Source organism: Pseudomonas furukawaii (genome assembly GCF_002355475.1).
GTDB classification, from domain to species: domain Bacteria; phylum Pseudomonadota; class Gammaproteobacteria; order Pseudomonadales; family Pseudomonadaceae; genus Metapseudomonas; species Metapseudomonas furukawaii.
Genome location: NZ_AP014862.1, coordinates 160,351 through 178,489 on the forward strand (window position 1 = coordinate 160,351; position 18,139 = coordinate 178,489).

Below are 18,139 nucleotides of genomic sequence, written 5' to 3' on the forward strand. Positions count from 1 at the left end.
AGGAGGCACCATGACCGTCACGCTGAAGCGTGGTCTCTGCGCATGGGCAGCGCTGCTCACACTGTTACTCCTGTTCTTCTTTCCCCTCGAGGCGTGGCAGCGCAGTGGTGCGGCTCTGGCCGTCACCCTGGTGGCATTTCTTGTCTGGCGCAGGGTCAGTCACCCGCTTCCCGCACTGGACAGCGCCATACCCTTGCCCGCGGCGGACTTCCGACAGCCCCTGGTACTGGTTTGTGGTGATGGCCTGTCGGGTCTCTTCGGCGACTCGGCGGACGGGGCCTTGCTGAGGACGACGTCGCAAGGCTGCTACCTGCGGGTGGAAGACTGCGAGAGGTTGCCACTTCGGGTTGGCAGCATTCTGGCGCTTCGGCCCCACTGGGCTGGACAGCTCGCTGTTCTGTTGGTCATCAACCCCAACGAACACGATGATGCCGCTGAGCTGGAAGGGCGTCTCCTGGCGTTTCACCATCAACTGGCGCTGGCACGTCGACAGGGCGCCGCCTTGCCACTGCTTCGGGTCACCTATCTGCAATGCCCTCGAGCCGACTCTCCCTGGTTCTGCTGGACGGAAGGTGCGGTGCAGCCGGAGGTCTTCGAGGCGGGGGCTCGGATCGGTCTTGGCGAATGGCAGAAGTGCAGGGGGGCGTTCTCCTTGTCGGCGGCTCGGCTGCGGACCAGCGTCGTGCTGGACAGCGCCGCGGAATGGCTGAATCAGCATCTGTTGGTTCGTTTCACCATCCGAAGGGAGCCGGCCGCGCTTGCGCATGGGATCATGCTGGTCCCGGCCTTGCCCCGCAGTCTCCCCGGAAATCTCTGGCAGCAATGGCTGCATGGCAAGACCGTTCTCAGTGAGTTGGATGTCCCGGCGGCGCCGGCAAGGCTGCCCCTTCCAGACCCGCTGTTGCCATTGCTGCCTGTAACGGTACGAAGCTCGGCCCTGGCCCGCGCCGGATCGGTTGCTCTCTGGCTATCGACGGCGGCCATCCTGTTGGCCATGGCCGGCTCCACCTGGCAGAACAGCAGGCTGGTGCGTCAGGTCAGCGATGACCTGCAGCGTTATCTGGCCATTCCTTATGTACCAAGCCGCAACCTGCCCGAGTTCGCCTTGCGCGAGGCCGCCGCAGCTGTCCTGCGTGCCGACGCCGATCGCCTGGATGGTTACTACCGCCATGGGGAACCCCTCTGGCTCGGAATGGGCCTGTATCAGGGCGAACGCCTGAGGCGTGAACTGCTGGCCGTGATCACCCGCCACCGGTTGCCACAGGACGCACCTGCGCAGGTCGCGGATCAGCCTCAGCCTGAACCCCTAAGGCTCGACAGCCTGTCGCTGTTCAATGTGGGCAGCGCCACCCTCAAGCCTGAGTCGACCAAGCTGCTGATCAATGCCCTGGTCGGCATCAAGGCCCAGCCCGGTTGGCTGATCGTCATCGCTGGCCATACCGATGCCACCGGCAACGCCGAACAGAACCTCCAGCTGTCCCGCGCTCGGGCCGGCGCCGTACGGGACTGGATGCAGCGCATGGGCGATATCCCCGACAGCTGCTTCGCCGTACAGGGCTTCGGCGCCGGCCAGCCGATCGCCAGCAATGACACCGAGATCGGACGTGCCGCGAACCGGCGCGTCGATATCCGTCTGGTGCCGGAAGTGGGGGCTTGCGCGCTGCCCACCACCGCTCCGGACGGCAAGCACCAGTCGCACTCTGCGGCTGTCAACCTCTGAGAAGGAGTTTCAAATGGCAATTCCCGTATACCTCTGGCTGCAAGACGATGGTGGCGCAGACATCAAGGGTTCGGTGGACGTGCAGAAACGCGAGGGCAGCATCGAGGTCGTCGCCCAGGATCACAGTCTCTACATCCCGACCGACAACAACACCGGCAAGCTGACTGGAACCCGGGTGCACACTCCCTTCCTCTTCACCAAGGAAATCGATGCGTCCAGTCCCTACCTGTACAAGGCCGTGACCACCGGTCAGACCCTCAAGAGCGCCGAGTTCAAGTGGTATCGCATCGACGACGCCGGCCAGGAAGTCGAGTACTTCAACACCAAGCTGGAGAACGTCAAGGTCGTCAAGGTCGCGCCGAAGATGCATGACGTGAAGGACCCGGCCAAGGAGAAGCACAACCACCTGGAACAGGTCGAGCTGCGCTACGAGAAGATCACCTGGACCTACAAGGACGGGAACATCATCCACTCCGATTCCTGGAACGAGCGTCAGAGCGCCTGACGTCGGGCATGACGGGCGGAGCTCAGGCTTCGCCCGTCGCGGTGAGCCGGGGGCGCGCAGCACCCGGCGCACTGCCTCTTCCCATCGGACGCGCAAGCGCCCCGCACTTCGTACAAGGACGCACCTCCATGGCCCAGAACCCCGCCAGCCTGCTTCGTCGCCTCAATCCCTATTGCGCCCGGGCACTCAGCGCCGCGGCATCACTGTGCCAGAGCCGCGCCCACGGGCAGATCACCCCCGAACACTGGCTGCTCAAGCTACTGGAGCAGGGGGAGGGCGATCTCACCCTGATCGCCCGCCGCTATGAATGGGACCTCGACGCGCTGTGGCAGGGCCTGCTCGACCACCTGGACCGCCTGCCCCGCAGCGTGCGTGAAAAGCCTCAGCTCAGTGCCGAGTTGCAGCAACTCATCAAGAGCGCCTGGCTGCGGGCCTCGCTGGATGAGGACAACGACCGCCTGCGCTCATTGCACCTGCTCGGTGCCTTGCTGGAGGCCCCCCATCTGATCCGCTGCGAGGCCGCCTGGCCCCTGTTCAGCCTCGGCGAGTCGCAGGTCCAGCGCCTGCTGCCCATGCTCGACCAGCACTCCGAAGAACGTCCGGCGCTGCAACGGGAGGCCGCCCTCGAAGGTGACGAGAATTGCGCCGCCGTGCTGGCCACCGCGCCGGCTGGCAAGGCGGGAACGGATGCGCTTCACGCGGTGCTCGAGCGTTTCACCCAGGACCTGACCGCCCAGGCACGCGAGGGGCGAATCGACCCGGTATTCGGCCGTGACGACGAAGTCCGGCAGGTCATCGACATCCTCAGCCGCCGGCGCAAGAACAACCCCATCCTGGTGGGCGAGCCCGGTGTCGGCAAAACCGCGCTGGTCGAGGGCCTGGCCCTGCGCATTGCCGAGGGCTCCGTCCCCGACAGCCTCAAGACGGTCAGCGTGCGCACCCTCGATCTCGGCCTGCTGCAGGCCGGGGCCGGCGTCAAGGGAGAGTTCGAGCAGCGCCTGAAGCAGGTCATCGACGCCGTCCAGCGTGCGGAGCGTCCGGTCCTGCTGTTCATCGACGAGGCCCACACCCTGATCGGCGCCGGCAACCAGGCCGGTGGCGCCGATGCCGCCAACCTGCTCAAGCCCGCACTCGCCCGTGGCGAACTGCGCACCATCGCCGCCACCACCTGGAGCGAGTACAAGCAGTACTTCGAGCGCGACGCCGCGCTGGAGCGTCGATTCCAGATGGTCAAGGTCGACGAACCGGATGACGCCGGCGCCTGCCTCATGCTGCGGGGCCTCAAGGGCCGATATGCCCGCCACCACGGCGTGCATATCGAAGACGCCGCCGTGCAGGCCGCGGTCAGCCTTTCACGTCGCTACCTGACCGGGCGCCAATTGCCGGACAAGGCGGTCGACCTGCTGGACACCGCCAGCGCCCGGGTACGCATGAGTCTCGACTGCGAGCCCCAATCGCTGGTGCGACTGGCATCCCGGTTGTCGGCCCTGGAGCTGGAGCAGCAGGCCCTGGACGCGGACAGTCACCTGGGAGGGCGCCCCCCCGCCGGGCGGCTCGATGAACTCTCCGAGCAGCGCGCCGAGCTGGAACGCCAGCACTGCGAGCTGGAGCGCCAGTATCGCCTTGAACTCGAACTGAGCCTGCAACTGCTCGCCGCTCGCCAGGAAGAGCCCCGGCAGGCGGAGCGTTGTGCAGAGCTGCAACGCCAACTGGAAGCAGCACAGGGCGACCGGCCTCTGCTTTCCCTCGACGTCACTTCGCGCAACGTCGCCGAGGTGATCGCCGACTGGACCGGCGTACCCCTGGGCAGCCTGCTCAAGGACGAACAGGCCAATCTGCTGGAACTGGAGCACCGCCTGGCCCAGCGAGTGATAGGCCAGCACACCGCCCTGGCTGCGCTGGCCCAGCGACTGCGTGCCGCGCGTACCGGCCTCACCGACGAACGCACGCCCCAGGGCGTGTTCCTGCTGGTGGGCAGCAGCGGCGTTGGCAAGACCGAAACCGCCCTGGCGCTGGCCGACAGCCTCTTCGGCGGTGAGAAATCGCTGATCACCCTCAACCTCTCCGAGTACCAGGAGGCCCACACTGTCAGCCAGCTCAAGGGTTCGCCGCCCGGCTACGTCGGCTACGGCCAGGGCGGTGTGCTCACCGAAGCGGTACGCCAGCGCCCTTACAGCGTGGTGCTGCTCGACGAGGTGGAAAAGGCCCATCGCGACGTGCTGAACCTCTTCTACCAGGTCTTCGACCGGGGCTTCATGCGCGACGGTGAGGGGCGCGAGATCGACTTCCGCAACACCGTCATTCTCATGACCTCCAACCTCGGCGGCGACCTGCTGCAGGCCTGCCTGCAGGAGCAGCCGGACGCCACCGACGGCACCCTTCAGGAACTGCTGCGCCCAATCCTGCGCGAGCACTTCCAGCCCGCGCTGCTCGCCCGCTTCCAGACGTTGATCTACCGGCCGCTGGGGGCCGATTCGCTGAAGCGCATCGTCGACCTCAAGCTCGCCCAGGTCGCCCGCCGGTTGCAGCGCCATTACGGGCTGGACTGCCGCATCGACGACGCCTTGAGCGATGCCCTGGCCGCCGCCTGCCTGCTGCCTGACACCGGCGCCCGCAACATCGACAGCCTGCTCAACCAGCAGATCCTGCCGGTGCTCAGCCAGCAACTGTTGCAGCGCCAGGCCAGCCGGCTGGGCACCCGCGGCGTCACCCTGAGCCATAGCGATGCCGACGGCATCACCTTGCACTTCTCCGATTCGCTTGAGCATCCGCACGGGATGCTCGAGGAGGCCTGAACATGCTCGCTGAAATCCGCCCCTTCTTCGATCACAGCCGGCACACGCTCACAGTCGACGGGCTCGATACCGCCCTCGACGTGCTGGCCTTCCACGGCAAGGAAGCCCTCAGTGAACCCTTCTCCTACCAGGTGGAATTCACCGCCACCGCGCGGGACCTGCCGGCTGACCGCTTCCTCGGCCAGGCCGCCCGCTTCAGCCTCCATCCGCCGCCCACCCCGGTGCCCTTCGTCGGCCTGAGCCTGCCCCCCGCGCAACCCCTGCGCACCCTGCACGGCGTGGTGACCGGTTTTTGCCGGCTCTCCGGCTCCAACGACGAGGCCCGTTACCAACTCACCCTGGAGCCGCGCCTGGCGCTGCTCGGACGGGGCCGCCAGTACCGCATCTACCAGCACCTCTCGGTGCCCGAGATCGTCGAGCAGATCCTGCGCAGCGACCGCCACCGCTGGGCCGGCCAGGACTTCCTCTTCGACCTCAAGCGCGAATACCCCAAGCGTGAGCAGGTGATGCAGTACGGCGAGAGCGACCTGGCCTTCATCCGGCGCCTGATGGCCGAGGTCGGCATCTGGTTCCGCTTCACCGCCGACGAGCGCCTGGGTATCGACGTGGTCCAGTTCCACGACGACCAGCGCAACTACCAGTTCGGCCTCCAGTTGCCCTGCCGCCCGCAATCGGGCACCCAAAGCAGCGGAGCGGATGCCGTCTGGGGCCTGCAAACGAGCCATGGCGTGGTGGAGAAGCACCTGCGCATTCGCGCCTACACCCCGCGCGATGCCGCCGCCTACCTCGACGGCGAAGTCGACCAGACCCGGGGCGACCCCACCACCTACGGCGAGGCCTATCACTATGCCGAGCCCTATACCGAACTGGACGACCCCCACGCCCGCGATGAAGACCTGCAGAGCGAAAGCGGCTTCTTCTATGCCCGCCTCGCCCACGAGCGTTACCTCAACCAGCAGACCAGCCTGTCGGGCCTCACCAGCAGCGCCGCCCTGGCGCCGGGCCAGGTGCTCAAGGTCGAAGGCGGCGCGCCGGAAGCCTTCGCCCCCGGCGCCGTCATCACCCGGCTGGAGACCACCGCCGCCCGCGACCGCAGCTTCCAGGCAAGCTTCAGCGCCATCCCCTACGCCGAGCACATCTGCTTCCGCCCGGAACGCCTGGCCAAACCGGTGATCGCCGGCACTATCCCGGCGCGGGTCACCAGCCCGCAGGCGGGCGACCTCTACAGCCACATCGACCTGGACGGCCGCTACAAGGTCAACTTCCTCTTCGACCAGGACAGCTGGCCCGCCGGGCAGGAAAGCCTGTGGCTGCGCCTGGCGCGGCCCTACGCCGGCGACACCTACGGCCTGCACCTGCCGCTGATCCAGGGCACCGAAGTCGCCATCGCCTTCGAGCACGGCGACCCGGACCGGGGCTTCATCGCCTTCGCCCTGCACGACAGCCAGCACCCGGACCTGGTGACCCTGAAGAACTACAAGCGCAACGTCCTGCGCACCCCGGCCAACAACAAGCTGCGCCTGGACGACAGCCGTGGCCAGGAGCACATCAAGCTCAGCACCGAACACAGCGGCAAGAGCCAGCTCAACCTCGGCCACCTGGTGGACGGCCAGCGGCAGAAGCGCGGCGAAGGCTTCGAGCTGCGCACCGATGGCTGGGGCGCCATCCGCGCGGGCAAGGGGGTGTTCATCAGTGCCGACGAGCAGGCCAGGGCCCAGGGGCAGGTGCTCGAGATGAAGCCCGCTGTCGTCCAGATGGAAAAGGCCAGCCAGCAGCTCGAACAGTGGCAGGAAATCGCCCGGGCCCACCAAAGCCGCGAGTCGAGCCATGAAGGCCTGGACGACCTCCTCAAGCAGGGCAAAGGGCTGCAAGGCCCGGCCATTCTGCTCAGCGCTCCGAGCGGTATCGCCGCCGTCACCCCATCCAGCCTGCTGCTGCAGAGTGATCAGACCCTCTACCTACAGAGCCTGGACGAAATCAACCTCGCCGCCGCCCAGCGTCTGGCCCTGCAGTCCAATCAGGGTCTGTCGCTGCTGGCCCAGCAAGAAGGCCTGCGCCTGGTATCCGGCAGGGGCCCGTTGGAAATCGAATCCCACGGCGACCTGCTTAACCTCATCGCCCAGCGGGACATCACCCTGCAATCGGTACAGGGCCACCTGCAGATCACCGCCCAGAACGGCATCACCCTGGCCAGCGGCGGTGGCTACATCCGCATCACCCCCGATGGCGCCATCGAAATCCACAGCCCCGGCACGCTCAATCTCAAGGGCCGGCACGTATGGGAAGGCCCGGCAGGCCAGGGTTTCCCGCTTCCTGAACTACCTACCTCCGTTTGCGAGGACTGCCTGAAGAAAGCCCAGGCACAAGCTGCAGGCGCCGTTATGCGCGTGACCAATTGAGGTGAGCGGAATGAACCCATCCTTCGATGTCTGGCTAGAGCAGATTACCGACATGGTAGCTGCGGCGGGCTTGAACCATGTCGACGTACTGATCGACCAGGCCAATTGTGACCTGGCCATCCTGCCAGGGCTGGCCCTGATGGAGCCGGCCATGCCCTGGTTTTCGTTGTTCAGTGGCCTGCCTGAAGAGGCACTCCTGGAGCAGGCACCACTGCTGATACGAATCAGCCTTGATGAGTGGCGGCACAAGAGCTGGTTGGGCGAGTTGGTTGAGCACCTGGCGCCGCAGTCACGGCTCCTGGTGTTGCTCTCGCCTTTACCGTTCGAGTCGCTGGCCAAGACGTTTCAAGGCCTCTCGCAATTGGAATGGGGAGGGCTGAGTGGGCTGTTGCGTTTCTACGACCCACGAGTGCTGCCGCATCTGCTGGACCGAGTGCTGGACCCGGAGCAGAAGGAGCAGTTCCTCGGCGTGGCGTTGTTCTGGAGCTGGCTGGACCGCGACCGGCTACCCGTCTGGCGGTCCGGCACCTACCGCTCAAGCTCCGCTGCGCCGGAGCCGCCGGCAGCCATCACCCTGACCGATGAACAGTATTTTCGCCTGGGCAGCCTCAGCGATGCCCAGCAATTGCTTGGACTGGCAAGTGAGCGAATGCCGGACAGCACAGAAGAACAACGGTTCGAAGCCTGCTACCACCTGGCTCTCAAAGCGGAGCAGGAAGGCTTCTTCGGAGACTTGGAAATCTATGTGATTCAAGACTCTAAGTTGCTTTTTTGAAGGTGGTCGAAAGTTTTGGTTAGGGAGCCTCTGGAAATGAAGGAGCCTGCCGTATGTTCGAAGTAACAGTTTATGAGGTGGTTGTTTCGGAAATAAGTGAATTCCCCTGGCATCAGGCGGTTTTCATTTGTCACTGGAATATCGCTGCGAGGGATTGGAGATGAGGGCTGCGTGTGAGCTCAAGTGGTTATGGGGGGTGTTGTTCTTAAGTTTGGCGGGTTGTTCGCTGGGGGAGTCTGAATATCTGGGAGGGAACCTGAATGGCGTCAATCATACTTCGGCCGCAATCAACTACTTCAAGGTCAATGGGTATGGAGGGCCGAATATCTCTCCCCATGGTTATGGGGGAGGTATGTGCTGCGTGATGCTGCCTCGCGAATGGCGGCCGGGTTTGATGATGAAGGTTGAGTGGGAAATCGATCCTGATCCTTATGCCAAGATCAAGCGCAAAACAACTGGCTATGGATTTGATGAAGAGGCCTACGCCAAGCACGCCGCTAATTATCAGCAACACACCGCCAGCGTTCCCTTGCCACCCTATGAAGAAGAGGGCCTGTGTGCGCTGGAGGTGCATTTTTTCCCCTGCCATCAGGTCAAGGTCACGACTTCATGTTGGCGCTACCCCTCGCCCAATAGCCCGATCAGGGAACCTCTGGAAATGAAGGAGCCTGCGGTATGTCCGAAGTAATAGTTCATAAGGTGGTTGTTCCTGAAATAAATGAAGTCCCCTTGCACTAGGCGGTTTTAATTTGTCACTGGAGTATCGCTGCGAGGAATTGGAAATGAGGGCTGCGTGTGTACTCAACTGGTTATGGGGGGTGTTGTTCTTAAGTTTGGCGGGTTGTTCGCTGGGGGAGTCTGAATATCTGGGAGGGAACCTGAATGGCGTCAATCATACTTCGGCCGCAATCAACTACTTCAAGGTCAATGGGTATGGAGGGCCGAATATCTCTCCCCATGGTTATGGGGGAGGTATGTGCTGCGTGATGCTGCCCCGCGAATGGCGACCGGGTTTGATGATGAAGGTTGAGTGGGAAACCGATCCTGATCCTTATGCCAAGTCACCGCCATTAGGTACTGATGAGTTCCGTAAGTTTATGGTCAAGCACAAGGCTAACTACGAGCATCACACCGCCATCGTTCCCTTGCCACCCTATGAACAAGGCCTATGCGCTCTGGAAGTGCATTTCTTGCCTTGCCACCAAGTCAAGGTCACCACGGCTTGCTGGGGTTATGGCTCGCCTAAAAATCCAATCAAGGAACCTCTGGAAATGAAGGAGCCTGCCGAATGTCCGAAGTGAACACTCATGCCTGGGCACATGTCCCGGCGGTTTTCCCCTTGGTGGGGCGTTTGCCCGGTGACCCAAGCGCAGTACGCGCCAACCACCGCAAGCAGGTGGCCGAGGAACTGGCTCATCGCCGGTGCCTGAATGCCGCCCAGGGAGGGCCGGGGGCCTCCACCTGCGCCCATAGCCTGCATATCAGCCTGTTCTTCGATGGCACCAACAACAACGAGGACTATGACACCCGCAAGGCGAAGGTTCCGCACCCCACCAATATCGCCCGCCTTTACCATGCGAGCCTGGAACATTTGGACAGTGGCTATTTCCGTTACTACATCCCTGGCGTGGGCACGCCTTTTCCGGAAATCGGCGAGCTGGAGTTCGGCACAAGAGGAATGGCGTTCGGCTTTCGTGGGGAGGACCGCATCAACTGGGGCCTGCTGCAAGTGGCCGATGCCTTGATGTTTGCACTGAACGACAAGAAGGGGCTCAAGCTGCCGCAAGCCCAGGCCCAACTGAAGAAGATGGCCACCGCCTGGCCATTGACCGGCCTGGGTCGCGCCTGCCGGCGTGCGGCGATGATGGAGTTGCTCGAGCCGCTGCGCCAGCGGGTGGGCAATGCCCAGCCGACGGTGGTGGCGATCAAGCTGTTCGTCTACGGCTTTTCCCGTGGGGCGGCGGAGGCGCGCACCTTCGTCACCTGGCTCAGCGAGCTGTTCGATACGCCCGAGGGGGCGGACCAGCCGGAGCGGAGCCTGCTGGGCATTCCGCTGCGCATCGAGTTCCTCGGCCTGATGGACACCGTGGCTTCGGTGGGCAGTGCCCATGCCGCGCCCTTCGCCTCCGGGCATATGGACTGGGCCGACGGCAACTTGCCCTTGCCCTGCGCCGAGCGCTTTCCAGGGTGGATCAAGGACTGCCGGCATTTCGTCGCCGCCCACGAGCAGCGCCTGTGCTTCCCGCTGGACTCGATCCGCACCGAAGCGGGGCACTACCCACCCTATGCCCGTGAAGTGCTCTACCCCGGCGTGCACTCGGACGTGGGGGGCGGCTACCCGCCGGGCGCCCAGGGCAAGGCCCGGGATGGGCAGGCCGAGCTGCTCTCGCAGATTGCCCTGCATGATCTCTATGCCGCGGCCTTCGCTGCGGGAGCCCCCTTGGCGGTGCCGGAAGCGGTGGTGCCGGAGGAGCTGAGGCAGATGAAACCGGTACGAGCAATGTCCGCCGAAACGGATCGTGAGTTCACGCTCAACGAGGAGCTGACCCACCGTTTCAACGCCTGGCGCAGCGCCACCCTGGGCCTGTCGGAGGCGACGCCCGCCGAGTCCTCGAGCCACGAACCGCAGCAGGCCGGGCAGGACCTGGACACCCTGATGGCCGAGCAGTTGGCCTGGCTCACCGGCTGGCGTATCGAGCGCTTCGCCCGGGGCAGCTATGCCAGCCGGCCTTTCTACGGCGAGGCCAGGCAAACCAGTGCGGAGGAGCAGGTGCAGGAGCGGGAGGCCCTCGCGGCGCGCAGGGATGAGCTTCGAAAGAAACGCCAGGCTGCCCGTGGCAATCCCGATGTGAGGCTCGTAGACGAGCCGGACTACGAGCCGGTGCTGGACCGGCAGCAGATCCGCGAGGCCGCCACCGAGTTCGAGCATGACTATACGGAGCGCTGGCGCGAGCAGACCGGCCTCGGCGGCTTCCTGCTCGATGTGTTGGTGGGCGATACGGTGTTGCTGCTCAATGACGACGATGAGCTCGCCGAGTTCCAACGGCTCAAGGCGGAGGGCGAGGCGCGGGCGCGGGAGCTGTTCGCGGAGCCCTTCAAAGGCCGTTTCGAGCTCACCGACCACCCCGCACGGGCGGCGCTGGTGGCGCTGTTCGACGATCAGGTGCATGACTCGCGTGCCTGGTTCCTGCACAGCACGATCGGTGCGCGGGAGATGTGGGGCGACTATTTCCGCTATCGCATGGTGTATTTCGGCACACAGACCAACAAGCGCGTCACACCGGTCGTGATCGCCGGGCGTGTCGTCGGCGTCGCGGTGTTGCTGGGCGGCGCCTACGCCATTCGCAAGCATGGCTGGACGGGACTGGCCGGCACCCTGGCGGCGGGGAGCATCGGCTACCAGGTGATCAACACCGTCAGCGGCAAGCCGGTGCCTTTCCTACCGGGAGCGGAGAAGATTCTCCAGCCGACCCGCGCCATCGGCCAGGTGGTGGCGGAGCAGCGACAGGCCCTGCTTGCCGCAGAAGAAGAGCAGCGCATGCAGACCATGCTGGACTACCTGCGCAAGACCGGTGGGCTGGTCGAGCAGGCCAAGGCGGTGCTGCCATGAAACCCCTGGTGCGTGTGGGGGACCCGCTTGTGCCCTTCGGTGGCGAGGTGCTGGAGGGGCACTTCCTGGCCTTCGGCAAACCGGTGGCGTTCGTCGGAGCCCGCGCCCGCTGCGACAAGCACGGCATGACCCAGATCGTTCAGGGCGCCTCGCTTTCCACCGTGCAGGGGAGCGCGGTGGCCCTGGATGGCCACCCGTGCGCCTGCGGTTGCCGGGTAATGAGCACGCTGCCCGGCTCCTCGATGAGTGTGGCGCCATGAAACGCCCGCCGCATTATCCGGACTACGTGGAGCCCAGCGCGCCGCAGTGGCGGCGCTGGTGGCTGGCCCTGCTGTTGCTGTGGGGTGTCCAGCTCGGGCTGACCTGGGCCTTGTGGCCCGAAGGGCGGCCGCGCCAGGAGCAGTGGCCGTTGGGTGTGATTGTGCCGCTGGCCTGGTTGCTCGCCTTGGCGCTGCGCTTGCTGGTGTGGCAGGTGGGCCTGATCAATCGTGACGCTCATCGCTCCACCCTGGAGGCCGCCCTGCGTGGCTGGTGGTGCCGACGTGGTGCGACCTTGCCGGTGGAGCATGCACTGCTATTGGGGCCGGCAGGTGATTCATCCTGGCAGTACCAAGGGCTGATGGCGGCAACGCCGGTACCGAAGCCGGTCGTGCTGCCCGGATCGGGAGAGCTGGCGCTGCGCTGCCAGGTTTCGTTGCGTCAAGCCGAAGATCGGCACGCCGCGCTGGGCCAGCACCTTGCGCGGCAGTTGCTGGCGTTACCCGAACGGGAGGCACGCTGGTCCGGCTGGCGAGGCCTGGCCTGGGTCGGCGATGCGGCGGGGGAGGTGTCTTTTGCCGCGACCTTGGTGGCCGCTGGAGCTCAGTTGCCGGAGACCCGCTGGCGGCTGCGCACCCTGGATGATCTGGACACACTGATCGACGAGTTCCCCCGCATCTGTCCCGAGGAGGCGGATGGGCTGCTCTGTGCCGGTGTGGTGTCTTTGGCACAGGCGGAGGAGGGGGCGGTGCCCGGCGAGGCGGGCTTCGCCTGGGTGATTGGCCATCGCGGCCAGCTGCAGCTGCACCGTGGTGAATACCTCCTGACCGACGAGGAGTCCGCCGCCGAACTCTGTGCGCAGATGCAGCGCTACGGCAGGCTGGATAAGGCACCGGCGCACTGCCTGGCGCTGGATGCCGCCAGCCACCGGGCCTTCATCGAGGGCGGGTGGCAAGCCGGCGAACATCAGCTGTCCGCTCATTGGGGGGCTCTGGGGCCTTTGGCGCCTTTCGTAGGCATGTCCCTGGCGCTGTTGCAGGTAAAGGAGAGCAGGCAGCCCTGCGGCTGGCTCTGCGCTCAGGGTGAACAAGGCATGGCAATGGGTGTGGCGGTGCATGGAAATGGATAAGCAAGGCCCTCAGGGCTCTCTGGGACGCGCGGCGCTGGTCTACCTATTGCTGGTGAGCGCGCTGGTGCTGCTGGGCACATTGCTTTACGGCCTGTGGGGGACCGAACTGGGCTTGCCCGGTATAGCGCTCGTACATCTGGCGTTGCGTGGGCTGGTGGTCTGGTTGGTGCTGTGCATGTTCTGCCCGGTGTTTCTGCTGGCCTGGAGGCATCTGGCGATCGTTCGGGCGCGGTCATTGTTAGGTAACGACGCGCATGGGACTGCTCCGGTGTCTGCGGATGGCTCGGCGACGCAAGACGTCAAGCCGCCGCTTGCGCACCTTCGTCAAGGCTTTGGCCCCTTCTGGCGCCGCCGCACCCGCCTGCTGCTGGTCATTGGCGAGCCGGGCGAGGTGGCCGCCATCGCCCCCGCGCTGGCCGATCGCCAGTGGCTGGAGGGCGATGGCGCGGTGCTGCTGCTGGGCGGTGCCGCGCAGGAAGCCGCCTTCGACACGAGGCTGACGCGGTGGCGCACGCTCCGCCCGCGCCGTCCGCTGGACGGCATCGTCTGGGCCCTGAACCCGGCGCAAGGCGCCGATCCCGATTACCTGGACCGCTACCAGCGCCAGCTGCAGGCGCTGGCGCGGCAGTTGCGCTGGCAGGCGCCGGTGCACCTCTGGGAGGTGCGTGAAAGCCACTGGGCGCAGCCGGCCATCGAGTCGGCCGTGGGCTGCGCGCTGCCGTTGCGCGCCAGCCCCGAGCTGCTCGAACGGCACTTGCGGAGCCTGTTGCCGTCCTGGCGTGAGCAGGGGCTGGCGAGGATGCGGGCCGACAACCGCCATGACTCGCTCCTGCGCCTTGCCCACGACCTGCAGGGCGAGGGTATCGGCCGCTGGCACCGGGCCTGGGCGCGGTTGCGGCAGGGCTCGGGGGTGATGCTGCGCAGCCTGTGGTTCAGCCTGCCATTACCGGGGTCCAGCGTTGCCGGGGATCACCACTGGCGGGTCCATCCGGCCTGGCATGGGGTCCTGGCGGGGCGCCATCCGGGCGGACGGGCGCAGGGCTGGACCGGCTGGCGCATCGGCCGTGCCGCGCTGCTCGGCCTGCTGGCGCTCTGGGGACTGGGCCTGGTGCTGTCCTTCGCCAGCAACCGGGTACAGGTGGCCGAGATGCAGTCCGTCCTCGCCACCCTGGACCAACCCCGGGAAGGCGCTGCGCAACTGCTGGCCCTCAACGAACTGGTCCACGAGCTCGATCGGCTCGATCACCGGGCCAAGCACGGCGTGCCCTGGTATCAGCGCTTCGGCCTGAGCCAGAACGACGGCCTGCTGGCCGCACTCTGGCCGCGTTACGTGACGGCCAACAACCGCCTGATCCGCGACCCGGCCGCCGCCGGCCTGGAGCGCCAGCTACGTGAGTTGCTCGACCTGCCGCCGGAGAGCCGCGAGCGGGCGATCCGTGCCCGAGACGCCTACGCTCCGCTCAAGGCCTACCTGATGATGGCGCGCCCGGAGAAGGCCGACGCGGCCTTCCTCGGCAAGACCCTGGCGGCCTACGAAACGGAGCGCGCCGGTGTGGCGGACGGTCTCTGGCAGGGCGTGGCGCCCAACCTCTGGCGCTTCTATGCCGAACACCTGGAGGAGCACCCCGAATGGCGCATCGAGGAGGCTCCCGGCCTGGTCGCCGGGGCTCGCCAGTTGCTGATCGGCCAGCTCGGCCAGCGCAATGGCGAGGCCAACCTCTATCGGCAGGTATTGCAGCGCGCGGCCAACCAGTACCCGTCCCTGGGGCTGGCACAGCTGGTCGGCGATACCGACGCCCAGCTCTTGTTCTCCACCGCCGCCGAGGTGCCGGGGGTATTCACGCGCCAGGCCTGGGAAGGCGCGGTACGCCAGGCCATCGACGAGATCGCCGCCGCGCGCCGGGAGGAGATCGACTGGGTACTCAGTGACGACCGCAGCCAGATCGCCGCGGAGCTGACGCCGGAGGTGCTGCGCGAGCGCCTGGCGGAGCGCTACTTCCAGGCGTACGGCCAGGCCTGGCTGGAGATGCTCAACAGCCTGCGCTGGCGCGAGGCCCAGAGCCTGGCCGATACCATCGATCAGCTCACCTTGATGACCGATGTGCGCCAGTCCCCGCTCATCGCCCTGGTTAACACCCTGGCCTACCAGGGGCAGGCCGGGGCGCGTGGGCAGGCCCTCGGGGACTCCTTGCTGCAGTCCGCGCAGACCCTCATCGGCCAGGACAAGGCGCCCGTGATCGACCAGCTGGACCGCTTTCCGAAAAGCCCCCTGGACGAGAGCTTCGGCCCACTTCTGGCGCTGCTCGGCAAAGCGGACGATCACCCGGGCACCGACGACAGCCTCAGCCTGCAGGCCTTCCTCACCCGGGTGACCCGGGTCCGCCTGAGGCTGCAGCAGATCAGCACGGCACCTGACCCTCAGGCCATGGTCCAGGCCCTGGCGCAGACCGTGTTCCAGGGCCGCAGCGTCGACCTCACCGACACCCAGTCCTACGGCAGCCTGATGGCCGCCAGCCTGGGCAGCGATTGGAGTGGCTTCGGCCAGGCGCTGTTCGTCCAGCCGCTGGACCAGGCCTGGCGGAAAATCCTGCAACCCTCCGCCGCCGGGCTCAACGGTCAGTGGCAGCGCGCTATCGTCACGCCCTGGAACGACGCCTTCGCCGGCCGCTATCCCTTCGCCGCCAGCGGCGCCGACAGCTCGCTGCCCATGCTCGGGCAGATGATCCGCGCCGATACCGGCCGCATCGACCAGTTCCTCACCCGGCAGTTGGGCGGCGTGCTGCGCAAGGAAGGCAACCGCTGGGTGGCGGACAGCAGCCACAGCCAGGGGCTGCGCTTCAACCCCGAGTTCCTGGAGGCGATCAACCGCCTGGGGGAACTGGCGGACGTGCTCTACACCGACGGCGGCATGGGGATCGCCTTCGACCTGCGGGCCAAGCCGGTGCGGGATCTGGTGCAGACCAGCCTGGTGGTGGATGGAAACGCCCTGACGTACTTCAACCAGCGGGAGCGCTGGCAGCGCTTCCAATGGCCGGGGATCCAGGACCACCCCGGCACCCGCTTGAGTTGGATTCACGCCCGGACCGGGGAGCGCCTGTTCGGCGACTACCCCGGCACCTGGGGCCTGATCCGCTGGCTGGAGCAGGCTCGGGTCACCCCGCTCGACGACAGCGAAACCCGCTATCGCCTGCGGCTCGACGCCCCCGACGGCCTGGGGCTGACCTGGCACCTGCGCACCGAACTCGGTGCAGGTCCCCTGGCCTTGCTGCAACTCCGGGGCTTCAAGCTGCCGACACGGATCTTCCTGGAGTCCGGGGGCTACTCCCTGGCGCAGTCCGGAGACGAAGCATGAGCCTGTCCGCATTGATCAGCACCTGCCTCGGGGAGCGCGACCCCCTGGGCCTGGCCCGGCAGCAGGCATCGGACTGGGAGGCCTGGCTGCAGCCCATCAGCCCGCGCTCGGCGGTTGGCGAAGACCCCGGTTACGACGATGACTTCCAGCACATGCGGGAAGAGGTCAACAAGCTCTCCGGCGCCGATACCGAACGGGTCGTGCGGTTGGCGGAGAAGCTCCTCACGCAACGCTGCAAGGACCTGCGGGTGGTGACCTACTACCTCTGGGCGCGCATGCAGCGGGACGGCGAGGCGGGCCTGGCCGACGGCCTGACCCTCCTGGCCGCGCTGATGGAGCGTTATGCCGAGGACATCCTGCCGAGTCGGCCCAACAGCCGGCGCATGGCCCTGGAGTGGCTGGCCAGCGGCAAGGTGCTCGACAGCCTCTCGCTTTACCCCGAGGTGGTGAAGGCCGAAGCGGAGCGGACGGTGGCCGCGTTGGCCTGGCTGAAACAGGGCCTGGCCACTTGGCCGGAGGACCAGCGTCCGGAGCTGGGTGCGCTGTATACGGCCCTGTCGAGCCGACTGGCGCAGTCCGGCGGGGTCGACGCGCTGGTGCCGCAGAACAGCGCCGTCCACGAGACCGCCCGGCAGGGCGCCACGCCGGTGGGCACGGCCATCAGGTCCGGGCGCGATCTGCTGGACAGCGGCCGCGCGCTGGCCGGCTACCTGCGTGAGCAGCCCCAGGGCTGGCTGGCGGCGCACCGGCTGATGAAGAGCCTGCGCTGGGACACGGTGCACCAGCTGCCGCCTGCGGAGGCCAGCGGCAACACCCGGCTGACGCCACCGCGCAGCGACTACCGGGCCCAGCTCAAGCGGCTGCACTTGCAGCAGAGCTGGAGCGAACTGCTCGATCAGGTGGAGCGCATCTATGCCGAAGGCGTGAATCACTTCTGGCTCGACCTGCAGTGGTACCTCTGCCAGGCCCTCGGCAAGCAGCCGGCACCCCAGGACGGCTGGGCCGACATCGTCAAGCGCGACCTGGGCATGTTCCTCGACCGCCTGCCGGGCCTGGAGTCCCTGCGCTGGAGCGACGGTACGCCGTTCGCCGACGAGAGCACCCGCAACTGGATCGCCCAGCACGTCAGCGGCAACCAGTCCTCGCAATGGTTGCCCGTGGCGGCGGCACCGGCGTCGATGGATGCCGACATCCTCGCGCTGGAAGGCAAGGCGCTGGCGCAGGCCGACAGCGAGGGCGTCGAGGCGGCCATTGCCTGGCTTGGCGAGCGCCCTGAAGCCCAGAGCGGTCGGCAGCGCTGGCTGCTGCGGCTGCTGATGGCGCGGGTGGCCGAACAGTGTGGCAAGACCGAACTGGCCATCCACCTGCTCGGCGAACTGGAAACCACGGCCCGGCGCCTGGCCCTGGCGGAGTGGGAGCCCGACCTGGCCTTCGAGGTGCTGGCGCGCCTGCTCAAACTGCTGCGGCTGAAGTCCCAGCGCAACGATGTGGACAAGGCCGCGCTCGGACGCCGCAAGGACGCCTTGCTGGCGGAACTGGTCGGCCTCGATCCGGTGCGGGCTGCGGTGCTCTGCAACTGAGCCCGATTCAAGACAG

At 66.4% G+C, this 18,139-nt stretch carries 12 protein-coding genes; all 12 read left to right on the forward strand.

Features of this window, described 5'->3' with window-relative positions; genetic code table 11:
• Positions 1-10: 10 nt before the first annotated feature.
• The 12 genes from KF707C_RS00770 (at position 11) to tssA (ending at position 18,123) form a co-directional block, all read left to right on the forward strand.
• Complete coding sequence (locus KF707C_RS00770) at positions 11-1,720, forward strand: OmpA family protein (protein ID WP_003453926.1); 1,710 nt, start codon at positions 11-13, stop codon at positions 1,718-1,720.
• A gap of 13 nt (positions 1,721-1,733) precedes the next feature.
• Positions 1,734-2,225, forward strand: coding sequence for an Hcp family type VI secretion system effector (locus KF707C_RS00775; protein ID WP_003453929.1), 492 nt, complete (start codon positions 1,734-1,736; stop codon positions 2,223-2,225).
• A gap of 128 nt (positions 2,226-2,353) precedes the next feature.
• Complete coding sequence (gene tssH / locus KF707C_RS00780) at positions 2,354-5,020, forward strand: type VI secretion system ATPase TssH (RefSeq protein WP_003453930.1); 2,667 nt, start codon at positions 2,354-2,356, stop codon at positions 5,018-5,020.
• A gap of 2 nt (positions 5,021-5,022) precedes the next feature.
• Positions 5,023-7,419: a type VI secretion system Vgr family protein gene (locus KF707C_RS00785; protein ID WP_096367996.1), complete on the forward strand. Its 2,397-nt coding sequence runs from the start codon at positions 5,023-5,025 to the stop codon at positions 7,417-7,419.
• Positions 7,420-7,429: 10 nt separating this feature from the next.
• Complete coding sequence (locus KF707C_RS00790; protein ID WP_003455014.1) at positions 7,430-8,194, forward strand: DUF4123 domain-containing protein; 765 nt, start codon at positions 7,430-7,432, stop codon at positions 8,192-8,194.
• Between the two features lie 160 nt (positions 8,195-8,354).
• Complete coding sequence (locus KF707C_RS00795) at positions 8,355-8,882, forward strand: DUF3304 domain-containing protein (protein WP_096367997.1); 528 nt, start codon at positions 8,355-8,357, stop codon at positions 8,880-8,882.
• Between the two features lie 94 nt (positions 8,883-8,976).
• Positions 8,977-9,495: a DUF3304 domain-containing protein gene (locus KF707C_RS00800; protein ID WP_096367998.1), complete on the forward strand. Its 519-nt coding sequence runs from the start codon at positions 8,977-8,979 to the stop codon at positions 9,493-9,495.
• The gene (locus tag KF707C_RS00805; protein WP_096367999.1) at positions 9,483-11,804 is read left to right on the forward strand and encodes a T6SS phospholipase effector Tle1-like catalytic domain-containing protein; all 2,322 of its coding nucleotides are present in this window, start codon (positions 9,483-9,485) and stop codon (positions 11,802-11,804) included. Before KF707C_RS00800 ends, KF707C_RS00805 begins: the two co-directional genes overlap by 13 nt.
• On the forward strand, positions 11,801-12,064 hold the full coding sequence (locus KF707C_RS00810) for a PAAR domain-containing protein (protein ID WP_003449236.1): 264 nt from the start codon (positions 11,801-11,803) through the stop codon (positions 12,062-12,064). Before KF707C_RS00805 ends, KF707C_RS00810 begins: the two co-directional genes overlap by 4 nt.
• On the forward strand, positions 12,061-13,191 hold the full coding sequence (locus KF707C_RS00815) for a hypothetical protein (RefSeq protein WP_003449234.1): 1,131 nt from the start codon (positions 12,061-12,063) through the stop codon (positions 13,189-13,191). The genes KF707C_RS00810 and KF707C_RS00815 overlap by 4 nt, the downstream gene beginning before the upstream one ends.
• Positions 13,184-16,543 carry an ImcF-related family protein gene (locus tag KF707C_RS00820; protein ID WP_051050693.1) on the forward strand — a complete coding sequence of 1,120 codons (3,360 nt, stop codon included), beginning with the start codon at positions 13,184-13,186 and terminating at the stop codon, positions 16,541-16,543. The genes KF707C_RS00815 and KF707C_RS00820 overlap by 8 nt, the downstream gene beginning before the upstream one ends.
• Positions 16,540-18,123 (forward strand): type VI secretion system protein TssA, encoded by a 1,584-nt coding sequence (tssA, locus tag KF707C_RS00825; protein WP_003449229.1) that lies wholly within the window; start codon positions 16,540-16,542, stop codon positions 18,121-18,123. The genes KF707C_RS00820 and tssA overlap by 4 nt, the downstream gene beginning before the upstream one ends.
• Positions 18,124-18,139: the final 16 nt, after the last annotated feature.